Raw genomic sequence first — 20,858 nt, 5'->3', positions numbered from 1 at the left:
CGCCGTCACGTTCACGGACGCAGGCGACCGGGCCGAACGGGCCGCGACGGGCTGGCGGTGATCGCCGGCAACGACGAGCTGCGGGAACGGGACGCGTTGAAGATGGCGGGGTTCGCCTCCGCCATGAGGGACGGGCTGCGGCAACGCGGTGTGCCGGAGCTTGACGCGGCCGTTGCCGCTGAACTGGGTGTACTGGCGCTCCGGCGTGGTTACGCCCGGTGGCTCGAGGCCGGCGGGGACTTCGCTGAAGTCGCCCGCCGGGCGCTCGACGACGTTCGAGTGGCGGCTGCCGCGCTAGAGGGTGCTGAGTAGTTCCTCGACCTCGGCGGCGATGCGGTCCAGCGCCTGGTCGTTCTCGTGCGCGGTGATCGCCCGGTCGATCCAGTCCGCGATCAACGGCATCTGCTCCGGCTTGAGGCCGCGCGTGGTGATCCCTGCCGTCCCCAGCCGGATCCCCGACGGGTCGAAGGGCTTGCGCGGGTCGAACGGCACCGCGTTGTAGTTCAGCTCGATCCCCGCCCGGTCCAGCGCCTGCGCCGCGGGCTTGCCTGCGATCGCCTTCGACGTCAGGTCGACGAGGATCAGGTGGTTGTCGGTGCCACCGGACACCAGGTCGAAACCACGTTCCAGCAGCGCGTCCGCCAACGCCTTGGCGTTCGCGACGATCGTGTGCGCGTACTCGCGGAACTCCGGCTGCGCGGCTTCATGCAGCGCCACGGCGATCGCGGCGGTCGTGTGGTCGTGCGGACCGCCCTGCAGGCCGGGGAACACCGCGCGGTCGATCGCGCGAGCGTGCTCGGCGTCGCAGAGGATCATGGCGCCGCGCGGGCCGCGCAACGTCTTGTGCGTGGTCGTGGTGATCACCGGCGCGTGCCCGACCGGCGACGGGTGTGCGCCACCCGCGACGAGCCCTGCGATGTGCGCGATGTCGGCGACCAGGACCGCGTCGATCTCCTGGGCGATCTGCGCGAACGCCGGGAAGTCGATGGTGCGGGGAATCGCCGTGCCACCGCAGAAGATGACCTTCGGGCGTTCGGCGAGTGCGAGCGCGCGGACCTTGTCCATGTCCACGACGCCGGTGTCCTTGCGGACGTCGTACTGCACCGCGTGGAACCACTTGCCGGTGGCGGACACGTTCCAGCCGTGGGTGAGGTGGCCGCCCATCGGGAGCGACATGCCCATCACGGTGTCTCCCGGCGACAGGAACGCCAGGTACACGGCCAGGTTCGCGGGTGCGCCGGAGAGCGGCTGGACGTTCGCGTGGTCCACGCCGAACAGCGCTTTCGCCCGGTCGATGGCGAGCTGTTCGACCTGGTCGATGATCTGCTGGCCCTCGTAGTACCGCTTGCCGGGGTAGCCCTCGGAGTACTTGTTCGTCAGCACAGAGCCTGTTGCCTCGAGCACAGCGGCCGACACGTCGTTCTCGGACGCGATCATGCGCAGCTTGGAGGCCTGGCGGCGTTCCTCGGCCTGGATCAGGGCGGAGATCTCGGGATCAACGTTAGAGAGCACGGCGCTACTCCACGCCGGGCACCCAGGCGTTCGGTGCGCTCGGCCGTCGCTTCCCGGTGGTCAGTTCCACCCTCGGCACGCCAGTCGCGGACGTGCCGAGCTTAGTCCAGCGTGAACGGGTCGTACTTGATCCGGTCGAGAGGAGTTCCGGCCACCAGCATGCGGGACACGGTCGACCTGATCATGGCGGGGCTGCCGCAGACCAGGACGTCACGGTCCTCCCACGCTCCGTAGCGCGTCACCACGTCGGCCAGGCTGCCCTGCTCGACGCCCCGGACACCGGGGTCCGACTCCAGCACCGGCACGACCGTGAGCCACGGGTTCGTGGTCGCGATGCGCTGCAGGTTGTCCAGGTCGTAGAGGTCCTCGCGGGTGCGGCCGCCGTAAAACAGGTGCACGCGGGGGTTGTCGCCCCACTGCGCCATCTCGTCGATGATCGCGTGCATCGGCGCCACGCCCGTGCCGCCGGCGACCATCAGGACGTCCGACCCGGCCGTGCGGTCGACCGAGAGACGTCCCATCGGCGGACCGATGCGCCAGGTGTCACCCGCCTGCGTGTGGCCGACCACCGAGCGCGACACCCATCCGCCGTCGACGGACCGGATGTGGAACTCGATGATGCCGTCCTCACGCGGGGCGTTCGCCGGCGAGTAGTACCGCCACAAACGCTTGCGCTGCGGCGTCTCGACGCTGACGTACTGCCCGGCGCGGTAGTTGACCGGGTGGTCGGGCTGCAGCCGGACGACGGCCAGGTCCCACGAGACGCGCTGGTGCTCCAGCACCGTCGCGTGCCAGTAGGCGGGCCCGTTGTCGGCGTCGGCGGCCTCCTGCATGGCCCTGGCCATCAGCGTGTAGGCCTCGGCCCACGCCATCTCGACCTTGGGTGTCCAAGCGGTGCCGGCGAACTTCTTCACCGCCGACAGCAGTGCCGTGCCGACCGCCTCGTAGTGGACGTTGATGACACCGAACTTGCGGTGGTCACGGCCCAGCTGGCGGAGGAACGGGATGAGGTCGTCCGGGCGGTCGACCATCTGCACCACGTGCACGAGGGCGCGCAGCAGGCGGCTGCGTTGCACCTCCATGTTCGCGGGGAACATCTCGCGTGTGGCAGGCGAGAGCGAGAAGAGCATGCCGTAGAAGAACTTCGCCACTTCTTCGGCGTGCGGCTCCACCACCGCGAAGCTCTCCCGGATCATCCGCACCATCGCGGTGACGCCGGGCGGGGGTTCTCGGTGGGGCGGGGTAGGGATGGGGCTCAGCACAGCGTTCGCAGTCATGGTCCGCGCGCAGTCTCCACGTTCTCATTGGCGCCAGCAAGGCGCTGTAGTCCTCGTCAAGCATCCGTCCCCCGACAGGGTGGACAGTAACCCCTGATTGGTGGGTTTGACTCCTTGATGCCACCTTCGAGCGAAGTCTGATTACTGTACGCAACTAGTTGTTACCGCAACAGTGTGAATGTGAGGGTCCGTCTGTACCGGGTTGCGCGCTTGCGTGCGACGGTGTGGCGCGTGTCCCTGCCAGAGCTGACTGAAACCACCTCACCTGACCGCGTCGGGCAACCTGGCTCACGAGGTGAGCACTTCCTCCAATGTGCCTTGGAGACCACGGATCGCGCCACACGCTTCTACTCGGACCAGGTCCTGGACCACCTCAACCCCGCGATGGCCGAGTTCGTCGGCCGCATGGAGATGGCCTTCATCTCGACCGCCGATGCCGACGGGGAGTGCGACTCGACCCTGCGGGCCGGGCCTGCGGGGTTCATCCAGGTGATCGACTCCCGGACCGTCGCGTACCCCGAGTACCGCGGCAACGGCGTGATGGCGTCCCTGGGCAACATCATGGAGAACCCGCACGTCGGGATGCTGATGGTGGACTTCGCCGACGACCTGATCGGGCTGCACGTGAACGGGAGAGCCCGGATCGTGCCGCGAGAGGAGTTCTCCACGGAGGACAAGAAGGTGGAGCGGTGGGTGGTGGTCGAGGTGCAGGAGGCCTACATCCACTGCCGCAAGCACATCCCCCGGATGATCCCGGTCGACCGCGTGCGGGACTGGGGCACCGACGACGTGAAGCGCAAGGGCGGCGACTACTTCGGGGTCAAGGCGGACAAGAGCGCCGATTGACCGCACGCGGGGACCGTTCGTACTGGAAGACGGTGCGGATGGTCCCCGCGTGACCCAGAACAAGTTGCTGTAGCTAACTATCTCCAGATATAGTTGTATCGCATCAACTAACTACTGGAGGTGTGCTTGAACCGGCCCTCGTCGCATCGGGAGATCCTCGAAGCGCTGTCCGGCATCTGGGTGGCGCTGCTCGTCGCGATCCTCAGCTCCACCATCGTCTCGAACACTCTCCCGACGATCCTGGCCGAGCTCAAGGGCACGCAGACCCAGTACACGTGGGTCATCACGGCGATGTTGCTCGCCTCCACGGCGAGCACGCCGGTGTGGGGCAAGCTCGCGGACCTGTTCGACAAGAAGAAGCTGCTGCAGGCGAGCATCGTGCTGTTCGTCGTCGGCTCGGTGCTGTCAGGCCTGAGCCAGAACATGGAGCAGCTCATCGCGTTCCGGGTGGTCCAGGGCCTGGGCATGGGTGGCGTGCAGGCGCTCGGCCAGGTCGTGGTCGGGGCGCTGCTCAGCCCCAGGGAGCGCGGCCGGTACAGCGGCTACACCGGCATGGTGATCTCTGCCGGCACGGTGGGCGGGCCGCTGGTCGGCGGGTTCCTCGTCGTGGCTGGGCTGGCGCTGGTGCTTCTTCGTCTGCGTGCCGCTGGCGTTGGTCGCCCTCGCGGTGCTGCACAAGACGTTGCACCTGCCGGTCACGAAGCAGCGTGTGAAGATCGACTACCTCGGCGCCACGCTGATCACGGGTGGCGTGAGCCTGATGCTGATGTGGGTCTCGTTCGCGGGCAAGGACTTCGCCTGGTTGTCCAGGGAGAGCGCGCTGTTCGTCGGTGGAGCGCTGCTGGCGATCGTCGGTGCCTACTTCGTCGAGCGGCGGGCCAGTGCGCCGGTCATTCCGCTGCACCTGTTCAAGAACCGGACGGTGGTGCTGGCGATGCTCGGTGGCATCGCGGTCGGTACGGCGATGTTCGGCGCGTCGGTGTTCATGGGGCAGTACTTCCAGATCGCGCGCGGGTTCTCTCCCACGAAGGCGGGGCTCCTCACGGTTCCGCTCGTCCTGGGCCTGAGCATCTCGAGCACGGTCAGCGGGCAGTTGATCGCCAAGAGCGGCAGGTGGAAGAGCTACCTGGTCTGGGGTGCGTTCTCGCTGGTCATCGGGCTGGCGCTGCTCGGGACGATCGACCACGCCACGAACCTCGTCCTGATGGGGGCCTACCTGGCGCTGGTCGGCGTCGGGGTGGGGCTGACCATGCAGAACCTGGTGCTGGCCGTGCAGAACGGCGTGGGCATGGCGGATCTCGGGGCGGCCAGCTCCACGGCCACGTTCCTGCGGTCGTTGGGCGGGACGGCCGGCGTCTCGGTGCTCGGAGCGGTTCTGGCGGCTCACGTGAGCACGAAGACGCTCGACCGCGGCTCCCTCTCCCCAGTGGTGCGGGACTCCTACGGCGATGCGATGGGTGAGTTGTTCCTGATCGCCGCCGGTCTCGCGATCTTCACGGTGATCGCGGTGCTGCTGATCAAGGAGCAGCCGTTGCGAGATTCGGTGGACGTCACTCCAACGGCTTCTGGTGCACAGACGGTCGCCACTGAACCTGATTCACCTGTGGATACTGAACAGCGGATTGTGGACAACTCGACGATCGCTGTGGACAAGCTGTTAGTGCTTTCGAGTGACGGTGATCAGGAGGTCGCGGCGCGTTCGGCTGCGCTGCGTTCCACACAGAACTCGTTGCCCTCGGGGTCGTGCATCGTGACCCAGCCGGTTCCGTCGGGCCTGCGCTGATCGTCGTAGATCGTCGCGCCGATGCCGAGCAGGCGCTCGACCTCCTCGTCGCGGGTGCAGTCGGACGGCTGCAGGCAGATGTGCACGCGGTTCTTGACGGTCTTGCCCTCGGGGACGTTGATGAAGAGGTAGCGGATGCCGATCGGCAGCTCGATGAGGCACTCGGGGTCGCCGGGGTTGTCGTCCGGATGCAGCGGCAGGCCGAGCACCTTGCTCCACCACGAGGCGATCTCGTAGGAGTCGCGCGCGTCGACCGTGACGTTGTGGATGATTGAGGTCATGGCGTCGATCTTCGCCTACCCCGCACCAACGGCCGCAGGATTTTGGGGACGGCCGTCACGTTCGCATAGTTGAGCGGAACAGACTCAACTTTTCTGACGTTGTGCGGGGTGATGGTCCATGCTGGAGGCTGACCACGAGGTGGAGGAATGGACGCTTTCAACCCGACGACCAAGACGCAGCAGGCGGTTTCCGCGGCGGTTCAGGCCGCGACGCTCAACGGGAACCCGGACGTGGGGTCCGTGCACCTGCTCAGTGCACTGCTGGCGCAGACGGACGGGTTGACCTCGCCGTTGCTGTCGGCGGTGGGAGCCGACCCGACGCTGGTGCACAAGGAGCTCGAGCAGCTCTCGCGCTCGCTGCCCAGCGCGTCGGGCACGACGGTTTCCGCCCCGCAGCTCTCGCGCGACGCTGTGCGGGTGCTCGGCAAGGCGCAGGAGCTCGCCACCGAGATGGGCGACGAGTACGTCTCCACCGAGCACCTGCTCGTCGGGCTGGCGCATCACGGTGGTCAGGTGGCCGACCTGCTGCGGCGGCACGGTGCGACGCCGGACGCGTTGACCGAGGCCTTCGCGAAGGTGCGCGGGTCGGCGCGGGTGACGTCGCCGGATCCCGAGGGCACCTACAAGGCGCTGGAGAAGTACGGCGTCGACCTGACCGAACGCGCCCGCAAGGGCGAGCTCGACCCGGTGATCGGCCGTGACGCCGAGATCCGCCGGGTCGTCCAGGTGCTGTCGCGGCGCACCAAGAACAACCCCGTGCTGATCGGTGAGCCCGGCGTCGGCAAGACGGCGATCGTCGAGGGCCTTGCGCAGCGCGTCGTGGCCGGCGACGTGCCGGAGTCGTTGCGCGGCAAGCGGGTCGTGGCACTCGACCTCGGCTCGATGGTCGCGGGCGCCAAGTACCGCGGTGAGTTCGAGGAGCGGCTCAAGGCCGTGCTGAAGGAGATCACCGACTCGGCCGGCCAGGTCATCACGTTCATCGACGAGCTGCACACGATCGTCGGTGCCGGCGCGACCGGCGAGTCGGCCATGGACGCCGGCAACATGATCAAGCCGATGCTGGCCCGCGGTGAGCTGCGCATGGTCGGTGCCACGACGCTGGACGAGTACCGCGAGCACATCGAGAAGGACGCCGCTCTGGAGCGTCGCTTCCAGCAGGTGCTGGTGGGCGAGCCGTCGGTGGAGGACACCGTCGGCATCCTGCGTGGCTTGAAGGAGCGCTACGAGGTGCACCACGGCGTGCGCATCACCGACGCCGCTCTGGTCGCCGCCGCAACGCTCTCCGACCGCTACATCACCGCGCGCTTCCTGCCGGACAAGGCGATCGACCTCGTCGACGAGGCCGCGTCCCGGCTGCGCATGGAGATCGACTCCCGTCCCGTCGAGATCGACACCGTCGAACGTGCCGTGCGTCGCCTCGAGATCGAGGAGATGGCGCTGGCCAAGGAGTCCGACGCGGCTTCCCTGGAGCGGCTTTCCGCGCTGCGCGCCGAGCTGGCCGAGAAGCGCGAGGAGCTGTCCGCGCTGACGGCCAGGTGGCAGAACGAGAAGGGCTCCATCGACAAGGTCAGGACGCTCAAGGAGCAGCTGGAGTCGCTGCGCGGCGAGTCGGAACGGGCTGAGCGCGACGGTGACCTCGGTCGTGCCGCGGAGCTGCGCTACGGCCGGATTCCCGCGCTGGAGAAGGAACTCGAAGCGGCCTCGGAGTCCACTCAGGACGCTGCCATGCTCAAGGAGGAGGTCGGCCCCGACGACGTCGCGGACGTTGTCTCCGCGTGGACCGGCATCCCCGCCGGGCGCCTGCTGGAGGGCGAGACCGCCAAGCTGCTGAGGATGGAGACGAGCTCGGACGCCGAGTCGTCGGCCAGGCCGAGGCCGTGCGGGTCGTCTCGGACGCCGTGCGCCGCACGCGTGCCGGCGTCGCCGACCCCGACCGCCCGACGGGATCGTTCCTGTTCCTCGGCCCCACCGGCGTCGGCAAGACCGAGCTGGCCAAGGCGCTGGCCGCGTTCCTGTTCGACGACGAGCGGGCGATGATCCGCATCGACATGAGCGAGTACTCCGAGAAGCACTCGGTGGCCCGCCTGGTCGGCGCGCCTCCCGGCTACGTCGGATACGACCAGGGCGGCCAGCTGACCGAGTCGGTCCGCCGCCGCCCGTACTCGGTCGTGCTGCTGGACGAGGTCGAGAAGGCGCACCCCGACGTGTTCGACGTGCTGCTGCAGGTCCTCGACGACGGCCGCCTGACCGATGGCCAGGGCCGCACCGTGGACTTCCGCAACACGATCCTCGTGCTCACCTCGAACCTGGGTTCGCACGCCATCGCGAACCCGTCACTGAGCGAGATGGAGCGCAAGGACGCCGTGTTGTCGGTGGTGCAGCGCCACTTCAAGCCGGAGTTCCTGAACCGGCTCGACGACGTCGTGGTGTTCCACGCGCTCGCCACCGAGGAGCTGACGTCCATTGTGGACATCCAGATCGAACGACTGGCCGGCCGTCTGGCCGCTCGCCGGCTGACCCTGGACGTCACGCCGTCGGCTCGTGACTGGTTGGCGCTCAACGGCTTCGACCCGGTGTACGGGGCTCGGCCGTTGCGCAGGCTGGTGCAGTCGGCGATCGGTGACCAGCTCGCCAAGGAGTTGCTGGCAGGCGAGGTGCGCGACGGCGACACGGTCAGGGTCGACGTTCTGGACGACAACTCGGGCCTGATCGTGGGCCGCGCCGCGTGACCTACGTTCGGTTCCAAGCGGCCCTGCCTGATCGGCAGGGCCGCTTTCTCGGCGTGTTCGCCCTGGTGAACATGATGGCGCGCCGGGGTCAGCTGACCCCGGCGCAGCAGGTGTTCCGGCGGCTGAACAACGACTGGTACGACGCCAACTTCACCAACCCCACCGACGTGGACCCGACCGTGTACGACCAACCCGGCGCGGTGGCGTGGTTTCGGCTCACCTCGCCGCAACTGGTCTCTCGGGTCGCCGGGTACCTGGAGATCCTCGACGCGCACGCGGTGCCGTGGGAGCGCCTGGACAGCGACGACCCCGGTCGCATCATCTACAAGGATGCGGACCAGGTCGTTGTCGTGCCGTGGTAGCTCACCAGGCCACGGGCGAGGAGACCAGCGCGCGGACGTTGGTCTCGTCGTGGGCGGTGACCAGGGCGGTGATCAGCTTGTCGTCAGGGCGGCGGGCGTGGACAACGAGGCCAGCAGGGAGTCGACGATGGCCTCTGGTTCGTTGTCCACCGACCGTGGCGTGGTGAACGGGAAAGTGGCGGAGATGCCCTGAACCACGTCGAATCGGCGGACCCAGTTCACGACGCGCGGAAGTGATCTTCGTTCCTCGCGTCCGACCCACTACGCTTCAGCTGTGGGTATACCGGCGTGGGTCTGGTTCACCGTCGCCGCGGTGGCGGGCGTGGCGGGGTTTGCCCTGCTCGCGACCGACCGGGCGCAACGAACCGCGCGTAATCGTGAACGGCGCCGTTGGGCTGCCCTGCGCGGCTGGCAGTTCGAGGAAACAGACCACGTGCTGCCGACGCGCTGGGAAGCGGGCGCCATCGCGTACTACGGAACCGGGCTCGCCCGTGACGTCGTCGCGGGCTGACCTTCACCGCGGACGGGCGGCGCCAGGTCTACGTGCTCGACCACGAGACCGGCGGCAAGGTCAACTCGGTGCTGGTCGGCGTGCGCTGCCGCAGGGCGTTGTCCGTGGTGATCGAGCTGTGGCTGTCGACGGTGCCGTTCCAGCGCGACAACGACAAGATGCCGATGCCCGACCTGCTCGGGCCGGTGGGCTCGCGGTACGCGTTCGTCACGGACGTCCCGGCCGCCAGGAAGATCATCACGCCGGACCTGATCGACGCCGCCGAGGAGATCGGTGGCGACGTCACGGTCGTCTGGATGGAGAACGACTGGGTGCTGGCCGCCGCGCCGCCGAACTCGTCGCCCGCGCGCCTGGAACGGCTGCTGCGCGACATCGGCGAGCTCGCGGACGTCATCGACCCGTTCGACCCGGACCCCTCCGAGGCCGAGGAGCCCGTGGACGAGGAAGACGACGGTGGCGAGGTCTACCGTCCGTCGTTCGGGCGGAAGCAGCAGTGACCGGAGTGATGTGAGCTACGCCACACATCACTCCGCGGCGACATTCCGACTACCGTTCGGTGGCATGCCAACCGCACTGGTGACCGGATCGACCGTAGGGATCGGGGCCGCCTTCGCCCGCAGGCTCGCCGCAGAGGGATACGACCTCGTGCTGGTCGCGCGCACCGCGTCCGCACTCGAGGAGCTCGCGCAACAGCTGCACGATCGCCACGGCGTACACGTGGACGTCCTGCCCGCCGACCTCAGCGACCACGGCGACAGGGCCAAGGTCGAGGCACGCCTGGCCGAGTCGCCCGTCGACCTCCTCGTCAACAACGCGGGCTTCGCCAACACCGGCGAGTTCTTCGCGGCGGACGTCGAGAAGCTGCAGGCCCAGCTGGACGTCAACGTCGCCACCGTCCTGCGCCTGTGCAGGGCCGCGATCCCCGGCATGATGGCGCGCGGCAAGGGCGACGTGATCAACGTGTCCAGCGTGGCCAGCTTCCTGCCGGGCCGCGGCACCAGTTACAGCGCCGACAAGGCGTGGGTCACGTCGTTCTCCGAGGGCATGTCGCTGGCGGTCGGACACTCCGGCGTGCGGATCATGGCCCTGTGCCCCGGTTTCGTGAAGACCGAGTTCCACAAGCGGGCCAAGATCGACATGTCCAAGACGCCGGACTGGCTCTACGTCGACGCCGACCGGCTGGTGCACGAGGCCCTGCGCGACCTGCGCCGCGGCAAGGTGCTGTCGATCCCCGGCGCGCAGTACAAGGCGATCGTGAGCTTCACGAAGGTGCTGCCGCGGGCTCTGGTGCGCAAGATGGCGTCCCGGTTCGCGGGCGGCAGGGGCCGCACCTGATGAGGACGACGGCCTGAGCCACTTCCACAAGGACGCCTGGTGGTCAGCCTCCCAGCGCGCTCCAGTCGAAGTCACCACTGATGCGACTCGTGCCCGCACCACGCACGATGTCGAACATCAGAGTTCCGGCGATGGCCAGAGAACGCACCGGCTCTGCGACGCCGGGACGGATTCGCACCACGTCCCGGCGCACTCGCTTGCCGTTGCGCTTCGCGCGGTGGCCGGTCTGGATGTGAACGACGTCACCGAGCATGCACAACTGCCTGCCGTCTGTGTCGTGCAGCACCTGCAGCCTGTTCGTCTGTCGCTGCAGCGAACCGATGACCTGGCCGTTGGGTGTGGTGACCCGGATGCGCGGCTTGCGGCCGAAAGGCTTGCGGATGTGCATCAGCGGTTGGCCGTGGGGTGCCGTGACCACGAGGTCGAACGACGTCCACCCGTTGAAGCCGGTGTGCCGCAACGGCCGCTGCAGCCCAGGTCCGGTTCGTTCGCTGACGGACGCCAGCGGCACGTCCTGCTCGGTGAACACCTGCACCCGGTAGTGGGGCCGGGACAGCAAGCTCAGGAAGTTGTACGGGTGCTCCACGAAGAAGGCATCCGCGCTCAACAGGCTCACGGTGATGCAGCGTACGAGGCACCGACGGCGCAGGTGTGCGAAGCTAGCGACCCGTGCGAACTGAAGTGGTCTTGGACGCGAACGCGAAGTCGGAACTCGCTCGTCTGGTGAGCGAATTGGCCGTGGTGCACGGCAAGGTGACTCTCTCCAGCGGCAAGGAAGCCGACTACTACGTCGATCTGCGGCGGGCGACGCTGCACCACGCGGCGGCGCCGTTGATCGGCAGGCTGCTGCGGCAGCTCACCAGTGACTGGGACTTCGTCGCCGTCGGCGGTCTGACGCTCGGTGCCGACCCCGTGGCCTACGCGATGATGCACTCCGCCGCCGCCTCTGGCGACGTGCTCGACGCGTTCGTGGTGCGCAAGGAGAGCAAGGCGCACGGCATGCAGCGGCAGATCGAGGGCATCGACGTGCGCGGCCAGCGCGTGCTCGCCGTCGAGGACACCTCCACCACCGGTAGCTCGGTGCTGACGGCCGTCACGGCGCTGCGCGAGCATGGTGCCGAGGTCGTCGGCGTTGCCACGGTCGTCGACCGCGGTACGGGTGCCCAGGAGGCCATCGAGGCCGAGGGTCTGCAGTACCGGTACCTGCTCGACCTGAACGACCTCGGCCTGGCCTGACGTTTATCGAGAGCGTTTCGAGCCACCCCGTCCTAGTCTGGAGGACGGGGTGGTGCGAATGGCCAGGGTGTTCGTCGAAGCGGTCGTGGTTCTGCACTTCGCCTTCCTGGCGTTCATCGTGCTGGGAGGCTTCCTCGCGTGGCGCTGGCGGGGCGTCATCTACGCGCATCTCGTCGCTGGTGTGTGGGCGATCCTCAGCCTGACGATCGACCTCACGTGCCCTCTGACCGTGTGGGAGAACCACTTCCGCGGGCTCGCGGGCATGCCGCTGCTCGAGACCGGGTTCATCGACCACTACATCGACGGCGTCTGGTACCCGGAGAGCGCCTCGATGCTGGTGCAACTGGTGCTCGGGTCGATCGTCCTGCTGTCGTGGGCCGGCTTCTATGCTGGCGGCCGTGCTGCTCGAAGGCTTTCACGCTGTTAAGCACGCGTTGCGCTTCGGCGGCGACGTGCACCCGTTGATCACCACGGATCTCAGCGCGGCGATCAGCCTCGCCGAGACGCACGCGCCCGACCTGCTCGAGCAGTTCAAGGCCGCCACCGAGGTCGACCGCGCCGCCTTCGTGCTCAGGGTCGGCCGCACGCACCCCACCGGCGTGGCGGGGTTCGCGGAGAAGCCGAAGCTGCCGTTCGACCGGCGCGCCCCGATCGTCCTGCTCGACAACCCGCGCAACCTCGGCAACTTCGGCGCGGCCATCCGGGTGGCGGCCGGCCTCGACGCAGGTGGCGTGATCTCCACCGGTGACGTCGATCCGTGGCATCCCAACGTTCTGCGCGGCTCGGCGGGCCTGCACTTCGCGCTCCCGGTCGCCAAGGCCACGACACTGGACTTCGCCGGCGAGCTGATCGCGTTCGACGCCGACGGTGATCTTCTCAAGGGGCCGATTCCCGACAACGCCGTGCTGGCGTTCGGTTCGGAACGCCACGGCCTCTCCGGCGAGGTCCGTGCGAAGGCCGCCAGGATCGTCCGGCTGCCGATGCGCGAGAAGGTCAGCAGTTACAACCTGACAACTTCTGTGGCGATGGCCCTCTACCACTGGGTGATTCACCGAGCTTCTTGACCGGTCAAGCACTCACCATGAGCCAGTGGTGATCGCGAAACTGCTGGCGGCGCGCGCGGGCGTCGCGGAGCGCGCGGTGTACTCCAGGCACCTGCGGCGGGTCTGGGGTGTGCCGGGCACGCTGCTCGGGGCGCGGGTGTGGCCCCCGCTCTTCCGGGACAAGCTGCACACCAGCTTCAACTACTGGTGGCAGGCGCACCTGCTCGACTGCATGATCGACGGTTACCTGCGCTCGCCCAACGAGCTGCGCAAGACGGCGATCACCAAGGTCGTGCGGGGCATCCGGGTGCGCAACGTCCTCGGCTGGACCAACGACTTCTACGACGACATCGCGTGGCTCGGTCTTGCTCTGCAGCGCGCCCAGAACGAGGTCGGCGTTGCGAAACCCAAGGCGCTCACCACCATCGCCGAACAGCTGCGGGACGGCTGGACCGACCACGCCGGCGGTGGCATCTGGTGGAAGCGCAAGGACGACTTCAAGAACGTGCCGGCCAACGGCCCTGCCGCGATCTTCCTGGCCCGTCAGAACGAACGCACCGACCTCGCCCGCGCACGGTCCACCGTGGACTGGGTCGAGAACAACCTGATCGACCAGGGAAGCGGCCTCGCGTGGGACGGCCTGCACGTCCACCCCAACGGCGAGATCCGGGAGTACGAGAAGAACATCTACACGTACTGCCAAGGAGTTCTGATCGGTGCGTGTGTCGAGCTGGCCAAGCACGGCCAGCAGAACAAGTGGCTCGACAAGGCGGCCCGCACGATCACCGCGGTGCACGACGACCTGGCCACCAACGGCGTGATCAGGGGACAGGGCGGTGGTGACGGCGGCCTGTTCGCAGGCATTCTCACGCGCTATCTCGCCCAGGCCGTGCTGACGATCCCCGAGCTCGATCCTGACCGGCACGAGACAGCGGATCTGGCCAGGGAGCTCGTGATCCAGTCAGCGGAAGCGGCGTGGCTCAACCGCGTGATGGCGGTGAGCGGCCCGCTGTTCGGTCCTGAGTGGACGGTCGCGGCGGACGAGCGCGAGGGTCGCGACCTGTCCGTCCAGCTCGGCGGCTGGATGTGCCTGGAGGCGGCGGCTTTGCTCGAACGTCACGGTGTGAACGTCGCTATGTCTTGAGGTAACTCAGCAGCGTCTTGGCGTCCTCGCGGAACTGCTCGGGCGAGTCGTCGATCACGAACTCCAGCAAGGCGTTGCGGTCGATGCCGTCACGCGCCAGCTCACCCAGCACCGGCTTCCACATGTCACGGCGCGCGCTGAGCGGCAACCGGTCCTGGAAACCACCGGGACCCCACGAGAAGACGTGCGCCGTCACCGGTTCCAGCGTGCGCACCTCGTGCACGGCGGAGAACACGTCCTGGCCTCCGTGCGGCTGCCAGTACGGCACCACACCGTCGACCTCGTCGAGCAGCTGAACCGTCGAGTCCAGCGTGTCCGTCAGGGTGTTCCGGTGGTACTCCAACGCGATTCGCGTGCCCATCGCGTCGGCGTGCTCGACGGCGTGCTGCAAGGCCTCGATCACCGGCCCGCGGTCAGGGCACTCGGCAGACCCGGACGTTCCGGCCCAGACCCGCACGAACGGTGCGTCCAGCTCGGCCGCCGTCTCGAGGATCGCCGCCAGCTCACCGCGGTCGGAAACGCCCGCGCGGTAGTACGACCCGTATGCCGCCACCTTCAGCCCCGTGTCGAGCGCCCGCCGTGCCGCCGCGAAGTCGCCGGGCGGCACGTGCACGTCGCCGCCCCACTCCACGGCCTGCAGCCCGCACTCCGTCGCCAGCTCACCGATCTCCTCGACCGACAACTGGCGGAACGTCACCGAGACGAGGCCGGGGATCAGCATCCGCAGGACTGCCTGTGCCTCAGCGAGGGCGAGAGCCGGATGGTCTCCGGCGGCCTCGTCGGGTCGGCGATTCGCGAGAGCAGCAGCTTCACCGCGGTCCTGCCGATCTCCTCGACGGGCTGGGCCAGCGTCGTGAGCGGCGGTTCGATCAACGTCGCCCACTCGACCTCGTCGTAGGCGACGACGGCCAGGTCGGTGCCGAGCTTCAGGCCGCGGGCACGTGCCTCGTGCAGCATGCCGACGGTGACGAGGTGATCAGCCGCCACGACCGCGGTCGCCGGGTCGTCCTGGTCGAGCAGCGGCGCGAGCCAGCCGCTCTGCGACACCAGCGCCTCGTCCCACTTCAGGCCCGCTCGGCCGAGGCCGAGCCGGTAGCCGAGGATGCGTTCCTCCGTGGTCGCCACGCCCGCCTTGCCGCAGACGATGCCGATCCGCCGGTGCCCCAGTTCTGCGAGGTGCTTCACCAGACCTGACGTGGCCTGGACGTTCTCCGGACCGACCTGGTCGATGTCCTTGGCCACGGTCAGGCGGTCCACCAGCACCGTCGGGATGCCGAGCTTCTTGAGCTCCGGCAGCACGAGGCTTCCCCCGGTGCCGGCGGACGGCGTCAGCAGCAGCCCGTCGACCCGTCGTGAACGCAGCATTCTGACCGCGGTCCGCTCCGATTCGGGGGTGTCCCTCGTGTCGATCAGCACGAGCGAGTAGCCGCATCTGGTCGCTTCGGACTCGATGGCGGCGATCAGCTCGGCGAAGTACGGGTGGGACACCAGCGACACCGCGAGGCCCAGCGATTTCGTGCCACCCATGACCAGCGATCGCGCGATGGCGTCACCCGTGTACCCGGTTTCGTCGATCGCCTTCTGCACGCGCTCGCGCGTGTCCTCGGCGACCGGCCTGGTCTCGTTGATCACGTGTGACACCGTGGTGATGGAGACCCCCGCGAGAGCCGCGACATCCCGCATGGTGACCATGGCTCGGGACCTTACCCGTTTGGAGGAAGCCCAGATGGCAGCCGTGCTGTGTGTCGGGCTCACAACTCTCGACGTGACTCAACGAGTGGACGACTTCCCGGTTCCCGGCCAGAAGGTCCGCTCGCTCGACGCGGTGCTGTCGCCCGGCGGCCCCGCGGCCAGTGCCGCCCGCGCCGTCGCGGCACTGGGCGGGAGGTCGTCACTGCTCACCGCGTTGGGTGCCGACGCATTGGGTGAATTTGTCAGGGCCTCCTTGAACCCGGTCCAAGTCACCGCCGTGCCGGGAACGACGCCCGTGAGCATGGTCGTCGTCAGAGATGCTGATGGGGAGCGCACCGTCGTCTCCCGCAACGCCTCGGTGCCCGTCACCGCGCCCGATCTGTCCGGTCTGCTCGCCGCCGCGGACGTGGTGCTCTTGGACGGACACCATGAAGGGCTGGTGATCCCCGTCGCCCGGCAGGCGAAAGCGTTGGGATTGCCTGTGGTGCTGGACGCCGGGAGCTGGAAACCTGTCCTCGATCACCTGTTGCCGCTGGTGGACGTGGCCGCCTGCGCTTCGGGGTTCGAGCTGTCCGAGGCCGAGGTGCACTCGTACGGAGTGCCTCTGGTGATTCGCACGCAGGGTGCGGCACCGGTGACCTGGTCGCGGAACGGCTCGACCGGAGAGGTGCCCGTGCCCGCGGTGGAGGTGAAGGACACGAACGGTGCCGGTGACGTCTGGCACGGCGCGTACGCCTACGCGCTGGCGTCAGGTGCGGACCCGGTGGCGGCCATCGGCTTCGCGTCGGAGGCGGCAGCCGTTCGCGTCGGCGCGGTAGGGAACTGGGTTGAGAGGCTGGCACGGTGGCAGGACAGCAGGTCAGGTTCGAAGAGCTGCTAGAGCGGGCTCGTGTGCTCACCGATCAGGGCGAGCGCAAGATTCTCGGCATCGGCGGTGCACCGGGTTCCGGCAAGTCGACACTCGCGCGGCGGCTCGTCGAGGCCCTCGACGGCCAGGCGGTGCTCGTCGAGATGGACGGCTTCCACCTCGCGCAGAGCGAGCTGGAACGGCTGCGGCTCGTCGAGCGCAAGGGCGCGCCGGACACGTTCGACATCCCCGGCTACGTCGACCTGCTCGGCCGGATCAAGGCGTGCGGGCCGGACATGATCTACGCGCCGGAGTTCCGCCGCGACATCGAGGAACCGATCGCCTGCGCGGTGCCCGTGCACCCGGACGTCCCGCTCGTCGTCACCGAGGGCAACTACCTGCTTCTCAACTACGACAAGTGGAAGCGCGTCCGGATCATCCTGGACGAGGCGTGGTTCCTGTTCATCGACGAGGACGTGCGCGTGCAGCGCCTGATCGACCGCCACCTGCGGTACGGGCGCACCTTGTCGGAGGCGGAGGAACGGGTGCTGCACGGCACGGACCACGTCAACGCGTTGATGGTCAACTCGTCCAAGGGGTCGGCGGACCTGCTGATCACCGAGGTCCTCTAGCGGGCGTGGTGCTCGCTGAGGTGCTCGAGGTCGTCGCTGCTCTCGTCGACGGGCTTGCGCATCTCCTGCCGGTAGCGCCAGATGCCCCATCCGGTGCCGCCGACGAAGAACGCGACGCTCACGATCAACGCGGCCGTCTCCAGCCACGGCAGCTCCTGCAGGATGCCGGCGCCGTAGTAGCCGGCCAGCACCAGCGTCGGCACCCACGCGATGGCCCCGATGGTCGTGGCCAGCGTGAAGCGGCGGATGTCCATCCGCGCGGCGCCGGCGATCATCGGCGCCAGCGTGCGGATCCACGGGATCCAGCGGGCCAGCACGACGGCCCAGAACCCGCGGCGGTCGAGGAAGTCGCCCGCTCGTTTCAGGTTCTGCCGGTTCAGCACCTTGCCGCCCTTGCGCGCGAGCACGCGCGTGCCGGTGTGCCTGCCGATGTAGTACCCGATCTGGTTGCCGACGACGGCAACGATCAGTGCCACACCCGACAGAGCCCACGCCGACAGCTCGCTGTTGTGCTGCGCCAGCACCACGCCGGCGGCGAACAGCAGCGAGTCACCGGGCAGGAACAACCCGAAGATGAAAGCGCACTCGAAGAAGATGAAGCTCAGCACGATGAGCCACACGGCCACCGGACCAGCGGTCTCCAGCGAGGCGAAAGCATGCGCCACGGTGAACCAGCCTACGTTGTGCCGCGCCGTCGGCACGGCGACATCGGTCTAACGGGTTGACGAAATCTGCGTTGAGCACACTCAGTCACCACGTGAACTCCCTTCGGTCGAGGTCACTCTCGAGTGAACCAGCCGAGTCGGACTAGCGTGGGTCGTATGGAGACCCTGCTCGCCGAACTCCGTACCGCGCTGGGTGACGCCGGTGTGCTGACCGATGCCGATGTCACCGCGAGCTACCAGCGCGACATGATGCCCCTGGCACCGCACGGCAGCCCGCTCGCGGTGGTGTTCCCGCTGGACACCGAGCAGGTCCAGGCGGTGGTGCGGGCTTGCGCGCGCCACCAGGTCCCCATCGTCCCGCGCGGCGCGGGCAGCGGCCTCTCCGGCGCCGCGAACGCCATCGACGGCTGCGTCGTGCTGGTCACGACCAAGATGAACGCGATCGTCGAGATCGACGCCGACAACCGCCTCGCCGTCGTCGAACCGGGCGTGATCAACCTCGACCTGCGCGACGCCGTCGAGAAGAACGGCCTGTTCTACCCGCCGGACCCGAGCAGCTACGACTGGTGCACGATCGGCGGCAACCTCTCCACCAACGCGGGCGGTCTGTGCTGCGTGAAGTACGGCGTGACCACCGACTCCGTCCTGGGCCTCGAGGTGGTCCTGGCCGACGGCGAGGTGCTGCGAACCGGCCGTCGCACGGTCAAGGGCGTCGCGGGCTACGACCTGACGAAGCTCTTCATCGGCTCGGAGGGCACGCTCGGCGTGATCACCAAGGCCACGCTGGCGTTGAAGCCCCTCCCGCAGGCCCCCGCGACGCTGGTCGCCGCGTTCAGCAGCACCGCCACCGCGGGTGCCGCGGTCAGCCGGATCGTCCGCGAGGGCCTGGTGCCGTCGCTGATGGAGATCATGGACCGCACCTCGATCGAGGCCGTCGAGCAGTACCTGAAGACCGAGTTGGGCGCAGGACCTGGCTGCGCGGCGTTGCTGATCTGCCAGTCCGACGCGGGCGGTGAGCAGGCCCGTCACGAACTGCAGCAGATCGAGGCCATCTGCGGCGAAGCCGACCTCGTCTACGCGACCCACGACATCAACGAAGGCCGAGACCTGCTGACCGCGCGCCGGGCCGTGCTGACCGCGCTGGAGGTCTACGGCTCCTGGCTGACCGACGACGTGTGCGTGCCGCGCACCCGCATCGCCGAGCTCATCCAGGGCTGCGAGGACATCTCCAAGGACGTCGACCTCAAGATCGCTGTGGTCGGCCACGCCGGCGACGGCAACATGCACCCGACGATCGTCTACGACCCCACCAACGCCGACCAGTTCGCGCGCGCCCAGAAGGCGTTCGACGACATCCTCGCCGTCGGCCTGTCGCTGGGCGGAACGGTCACCGGAGAGCACGGCATCGGCAAGATCAAGCGCGAGTGGCTGGCGAAGGAGATCGGACCGGTCGGCCTCCGGGTCCACCGCGACATCAAACGCGCGCTGGACCCGGAGAACCTGTTCAACCCCGGCTCGATGTTCAGCCTCTAGCAGCAGGTCCGCACGGCCGTGGGGAACGGCTCCTGAGCGGCCTTCTCCACGTCCGCCAGCATCTGCCGCCGCTCGGCAGGCCCGAGGACCCTGCCCTTCGTGAGGACGGCGTGGATCCGTTGCGTGTTGCGGATGTCGGCCAGCGGGTTGCCGTCCAGCACCACGAGGTTCGCCTCGGTTCCCGCCGCGAGCCTGGTTCCACGGGTCCCTGCCTTCAGCGCAGCCTTGGGTGACAGACCTGCCTCGACCAGCAGCTCCAGTTCGTCGTGCACCGAGAAACCTGAGAACACGTACGGGTTGCCCGCATCCGTGCCGAGCAGCACCTCCACACCGTGGTCGTGCATCTCGGCGACCTGTTCCATGCGGCGCTTCAGGAACTCGGCCTGCTGCCGGATCTCTTCCGGCGTGACGGGCGCCCAGTTCTTGAGGCTGTCGCGCCAGAAGTCCCGGTAGAACGCGGGCATGTACTTCATCCGCGGATCGTTCGCGAACCGGTCCGCGGGGCTCGCGTACACCCGCATCGCGACCATGGTCGGGCACAACGCGGAGTTGTTGCGCCGCAGCCGTTTCGCCAGGGTGATGGCCTTCGTGCGGCTGTGGGTGAGCGCGGCCTGGCGTTCGAACTCCAGCACCCGCTTGAACCACGCGAACGAGTTCGCCGGGTCCAGCGGCAGGTCCGCGATCGCTTGGCGCAGTTCGGCTTCTTTGAAGCTCGTCGCGAGCGGCAGCCCGTACATGTGCTCGAACGTGCGCTGCCCCAGATCGCTCGCGTCGCCCAGCGACACGTGGTTCGAGCAGTGCCCGGCGAACGTGATGTCCTGCCTCGAACACTCGTCCGCGATCGCCGCGAGCGTTGCCCGGTCCAGGTACGAGTAGACCTTCACGAAGTCGGCGCCCTTCGCGTCTCGCACGGCCTGCCGTCCCTCGTCGGGCGTGCTGACGATCAAAGCACCGGGAAGTGTCGAGTTCGGCCCGTCGATGATCGTGCTGCCGACGACCAGCCGGGGCCCGAACACCTCGCCGCGCGCGATCCGGTCGCGCAGCTCGTAGATCGGCGGGAAGCCCCACATCTCTCGAATGCCGGTCACACCGTTGACCAGGCACAACGGCAACGTGATCCGGTCCAGGTACGCGCCGTGCACGTGCATGTCCCACAGCCCGGGGATGACGAACTTGCCGGCCAGGTCCAGCACCGTCGACCCGCGCGGCAACGGCAGGTCGCAGCCGCCGACCGCGAGAATCTTGTTGTCCGCCAGCACGATCGTGGCGTTGGAACGGGTGCCGGACCGAGTCGACGAGCGTGACGCCTCGCAGCGCGGTGACGCCGATGGAGGCGCCGGCCCTGCCCGGTGCGAGCAGGCCCATGCCCGCTGCCGCACCGAGCCCGGCCAGCCATCCCAGCACTTCACGTCGAGTGGTGTCAGTCATGC

Annotated in this window: 19 protein-coding genes, 4 pseudogenes and 1 riboswitch; of the genes and pseudogenes, 15 read left to right on the top strand and 8 right to left on the bottom strand. The window is 68.2% G+C overall.

Annotated elements, in window-relative coordinates:
• Positions 1-312, top strand: a pseudogene (locus tag FXN61_RS10200) (hypothetical protein); the annotation flags it as partial.
• Here FXN61_RS10200 and glyA read toward each other — a convergent pair.
• Both glyA and FXN61_RS10190 read right to left on the bottom strand, forming a co-directional pair.
• Entirely contained in the window at positions 295-1,512 is a 1,218-nt protein-coding gene (glyA, locus tag FXN61_RS10195) for a serine hydroxymethyltransferase (RefSeq protein WP_167972559.1), read from the bottom strand. The pseudogene FXN61_RS10200 and the gene glyA sit on opposite strands and share 18 nt — an antisense overlap.
• A gap of 13 nt (positions 1,513-1,525) precedes the next feature.
• Positions 1,526-1,610: riboswitch (ZMP/ZTP riboswitch) on the bottom strand.
• A 3-nt stretch (positions 1,611-1,613) separates the two neighbouring features.
• The gene (locus tag FXN61_RS10190; RefSeq protein ID WP_167972578.1) at positions 1,614-2,717 is read right to left on the bottom strand and encodes an FAD-binding oxidoreductase; all 1,104 of its coding nucleotides are present in this window, start codon (positions 2,715-2,717) and stop codon (positions 1,614-1,616) included.
• Positions 2,718-3,107: 390 nt separating this feature from the next.
• Here FXN61_RS10190 and FXN61_RS10185 point away from each other — a divergent pair, with 390 nt between their 5' ends.
• Both FXN61_RS10185 and FXN61_RS10180 read left to right on the top strand, forming a co-directional pair.
• On the top strand, positions 3,108-3,635 hold the full coding sequence (locus FXN61_RS10185; protein ID WP_312877624.1) for a pyridoxamine 5'-phosphate oxidase family protein: 528 nt from the start codon (positions 3,108-3,110) through the stop codon (positions 3,633-3,635).
• A 120-nt stretch (positions 3,636-3,755) separates the two neighbouring features.
• Positions 3,756-5,418, top strand: a pseudogene (locus FXN61_RS10180) (MDR family MFS transporter).
• Here the strand turns inward: FXN61_RS10180 and FXN61_RS10175 are convergent.
• Positions 5,316-5,699: a VOC family protein gene (locus tag FXN61_RS10175; RefSeq protein WP_167972557.1), complete on the bottom strand. Its 384-nt coding sequence runs from the start codon at positions 5,697-5,699 to the stop codon at positions 5,316-5,318. The pseudogene FXN61_RS10180 and the gene FXN61_RS10175 overlap by 103 nt on opposite strands.
• A gap of 147 nt (positions 5,700-5,846) precedes the next feature.
• On the opposite strand from FXN61_RS10175, the pseudogene clpB reads away from it, so the two are divergent.
• From clpB to FXN61_RS10150, 5 genes and pseudogenes are all read left to right on the top strand, one after another.
• Positions 5,847-8,428, top strand: a pseudogene (gene clpB / locus FXN61_RS10170) (ATP-dependent chaperone ClpB).
• Positions 8,425-8,790, top strand: a complete 366-nt coding sequence (locus FXN61_RS10165) for a hypothetical protein (protein WP_167972555.1) — start codon at positions 8,425-8,427, stop codon at positions 8,788-8,790. Before clpB ends, FXN61_RS10165 begins: the two are co-directional and overlap by 4 nt.
• 49 nt (positions 8,791-8,839) lie before the next feature.
• Positions 8,840-8,983 carry a hypothetical protein gene (locus FXN61_RS10160; protein WP_167972553.1) on the top strand — a complete coding sequence of 48 codons (144 nt, stop codon included), beginning with the start codon at positions 8,840-8,842 and terminating at the stop codon, positions 8,981-8,983.
• 81 nt (positions 8,984-9,064) lie between these two features.
• Positions 9,065-9,798: pseudogene (locus FXN61_RS10155) on the top strand (TtfA family protein).
• A gap of 64 nt (positions 9,799-9,862) precedes the next feature.
• Entirely contained in the window at positions 9,863-10,636 is a 774-nt protein-coding gene (locus FXN61_RS10150) for an SDR family NAD(P)-dependent oxidoreductase (RefSeq protein ID WP_167972551.1), read from the top strand.
• Positions 10,637-10,679: 43 nt separating this feature from the next.
• On the opposite strand, the gene FXN61_RS10145 is transcribed toward FXN61_RS10150, so the two are convergent.
• Entirely contained in the window at positions 10,680-11,252 is a 573-nt protein-coding gene (locus FXN61_RS10145; protein WP_167972549.1) for a hypothetical protein, read from the bottom strand.
• Between the two features lie 65 nt (positions 11,253-11,317).
• On the opposite strand from FXN61_RS10145, the gene pyrE reads away from it, so the two are divergent.
• The 4 genes from pyrE to FXN61_RS10125 are packed head-to-tail and all read left to right on the top strand — an operon-like array spanning position 11,318 to position 14,059.
• Complete coding sequence (pyrE, locus tag FXN61_RS10140) at positions 11,318-11,872, top strand: orotate phosphoribosyltransferase (protein WP_167972575.1); 555 nt, start codon at positions 11,318-11,320, stop codon at positions 11,870-11,872.
• 58 nt (positions 11,873-11,930) lie between these two features.
• Complete coding sequence (locus FXN61_RS10135; protein WP_167972548.1) at positions 11,931-12,299, top strand: DUF2784 domain-containing protein; 369 nt, start codon at positions 11,931-11,933, stop codon at positions 12,297-12,299.
• The gene (locus tag FXN61_RS10130) at positions 12,271-12,936 is read left to right on the top strand and encodes a TrmH family RNA methyltransferase (RefSeq protein WP_312877622.1); all 666 of its coding nucleotides are present in this window, start codon (positions 12,271-12,273) and stop codon (positions 12,934-12,936) included. The genes FXN61_RS10135 and FXN61_RS10130 overlap by 29 nt, the downstream gene beginning before the upstream one ends.
• A gap of 25 nt (positions 12,937-12,961) precedes the next feature.
• Positions 12,962-14,059, top strand: coding sequence for a glycoside hydrolase family 76 protein (locus FXN61_RS10125; RefSeq protein WP_167972544.1), 1,098 nt, complete (start codon positions 12,962-12,964; stop codon positions 14,057-14,059).
• Here FXN61_RS10125 and FXN61_RS10120 read toward each other — a convergent pair.
• Both FXN61_RS10120 and FXN61_RS10115 read right to left on the bottom strand, forming a co-directional pair.
• Positions 14,049-14,780 carry a sugar phosphate isomerase/epimerase family protein gene (locus tag FXN61_RS10120; RefSeq protein WP_167972542.1) on the bottom strand — a complete coding sequence of 244 codons (732 nt, stop codon included), beginning with the start codon at positions 14,778-14,780 and terminating at the stop codon, positions 14,049-14,051. The genes FXN61_RS10125 and FXN61_RS10120 overlap by 11 nt on opposite strands.
• Positions 14,774-15,751 carry a LacI family DNA-binding transcriptional regulator gene (locus tag FXN61_RS10115; RefSeq protein WP_167972540.1) on the bottom strand — a complete coding sequence of 326 codons (978 nt, stop codon included), beginning with the start codon at positions 15,749-15,751 and terminating at the stop codon, positions 14,774-14,776. The genes FXN61_RS10120 and FXN61_RS10115 overlap by 7 nt, the downstream gene beginning before the upstream one ends.
• Here FXN61_RS10115 and FXN61_RS10110 point away from each other — a divergent pair.
• On the top strand, positions 15,741-16,631 hold the full coding sequence (locus tag FXN61_RS10110; RefSeq protein ID WP_312877621.1) for a PfkB family carbohydrate kinase: 891 nt from the start codon (positions 15,741-15,743) through the stop codon (positions 16,629-16,631). The two genes, FXN61_RS10115 and FXN61_RS10110, sit on opposite strands and share 11 nt — an antisense overlap.
• Positions 16,595-17,230: a nucleoside/nucleotide kinase family protein gene (locus FXN61_RS10105; RefSeq protein WP_167972538.1), complete on the top strand. Its 636-nt coding sequence runs from the start codon at positions 16,595-16,597 to the stop codon at positions 17,228-17,230. Before FXN61_RS10110 ends, FXN61_RS10105 begins: the two co-directional genes overlap by 37 nt.
• Here the strand turns inward: FXN61_RS10105 and FXN61_RS10100 are convergent.
• Positions 17,227-17,895 carry a DedA family protein gene (locus FXN61_RS10100; protein WP_167972536.1) on the bottom strand — a complete coding sequence of 223 codons (669 nt, stop codon included), beginning with the start codon at positions 17,893-17,895 and terminating at the stop codon, positions 17,227-17,229. The two genes, FXN61_RS10105 and FXN61_RS10100, sit on opposite strands and share 4 nt — an antisense overlap.
• A 156-nt stretch (positions 17,896-18,051) precedes the next feature.
• Between FXN61_RS10100 and FXN61_RS10095 the strand changes: the two genes are divergently transcribed.
• Complete coding sequence (locus FXN61_RS10095) at positions 18,052-19,428, top strand: FAD-binding oxidoreductase (RefSeq protein WP_167972534.1); 1,377 nt, start codon at positions 18,052-18,054, stop codon at positions 19,426-19,428.
• On the opposite strand, the gene FXN61_RS10090 is transcribed toward FXN61_RS10095, so the two are convergent.
• Positions 19,425-20,837, bottom strand: a complete 1,413-nt coding sequence (locus FXN61_RS10090) for an amidohydrolase family protein (RefSeq protein ID WP_167972532.1) — start codon at positions 20,835-20,837, stop codon at positions 19,425-19,427. The genes FXN61_RS10095 and FXN61_RS10090 overlap by 4 nt on opposite strands.
• Positions 20,838-20,858: the final 21 nt, after the last annotated feature.

Source organism: Lentzea indica (assembly GCF_012184385.1).
Lineage (GTDB): Bacteria > Actinomycetota > Actinomycetes > Mycobacteriales > Pseudonocardiaceae > Lentzea > Lentzea indica.
Note: the sequence above shows the minus strand (reverse complement) of the source record. Positions and strands in the feature narration are given on the sequence as shown.

Coding starts and splice junctions, on each gene's coding strand:
- FXN61_RS10190 (WP_167972578.1), bottom strand. CDS start 2,717: ATGGTGCGGATGATCCGGGAGAGCTTCGCGGTGGTGGAGCCGCACGCC.
- FXN61_RS10175 (WP_167972557.1), bottom strand. CDS start 5,699: ATGACCTCAATCATCCACAACGTCACGGTCGACGCGCGCGACTCCTAC.
- FXN61_RS10150 (WP_167972551.1), top strand. CDS start 9,863: ATGCCAACCGCACTGGTGACCGGATCGACCGTAGGGATCGGGGCCGCC.
- FXN61_RS10135 (WP_167972548.1), top strand. CDS start 11,931: ATGGCCAGGGTGTTCGTCGAAGCGGTCGTGGTTCTGCACTTCGCCTTC.
- FXN61_RS10120 (WP_167972542.1), bottom strand. CDS start 14,780: ATGCTGATCCCCGGCCTCGTCTCGGTGACGTTCCGCCAGTTGTCGGTC.
- FXN61_RS10110 (WP_312877621.1), top strand. CDS start 15,741: ATGGTGACCATGGCTCGGGACCTTACCCGTTTGGAGGAAGCCCAGATG.
- FXN61_RS10115 (WP_167972540.1), bottom strand. CDS start 15,751: ATGGTCACCATGCGGGATGTCGCGGCTCTCGCGGGGGTCTCCATCACC.
- FXN61_RS10095 (WP_167972534.1), top strand. CDS start 18,052: ATGGAGACCCTGCTCGCCGAACTCCGTACCGCGCTGGGTGACGCCGGT.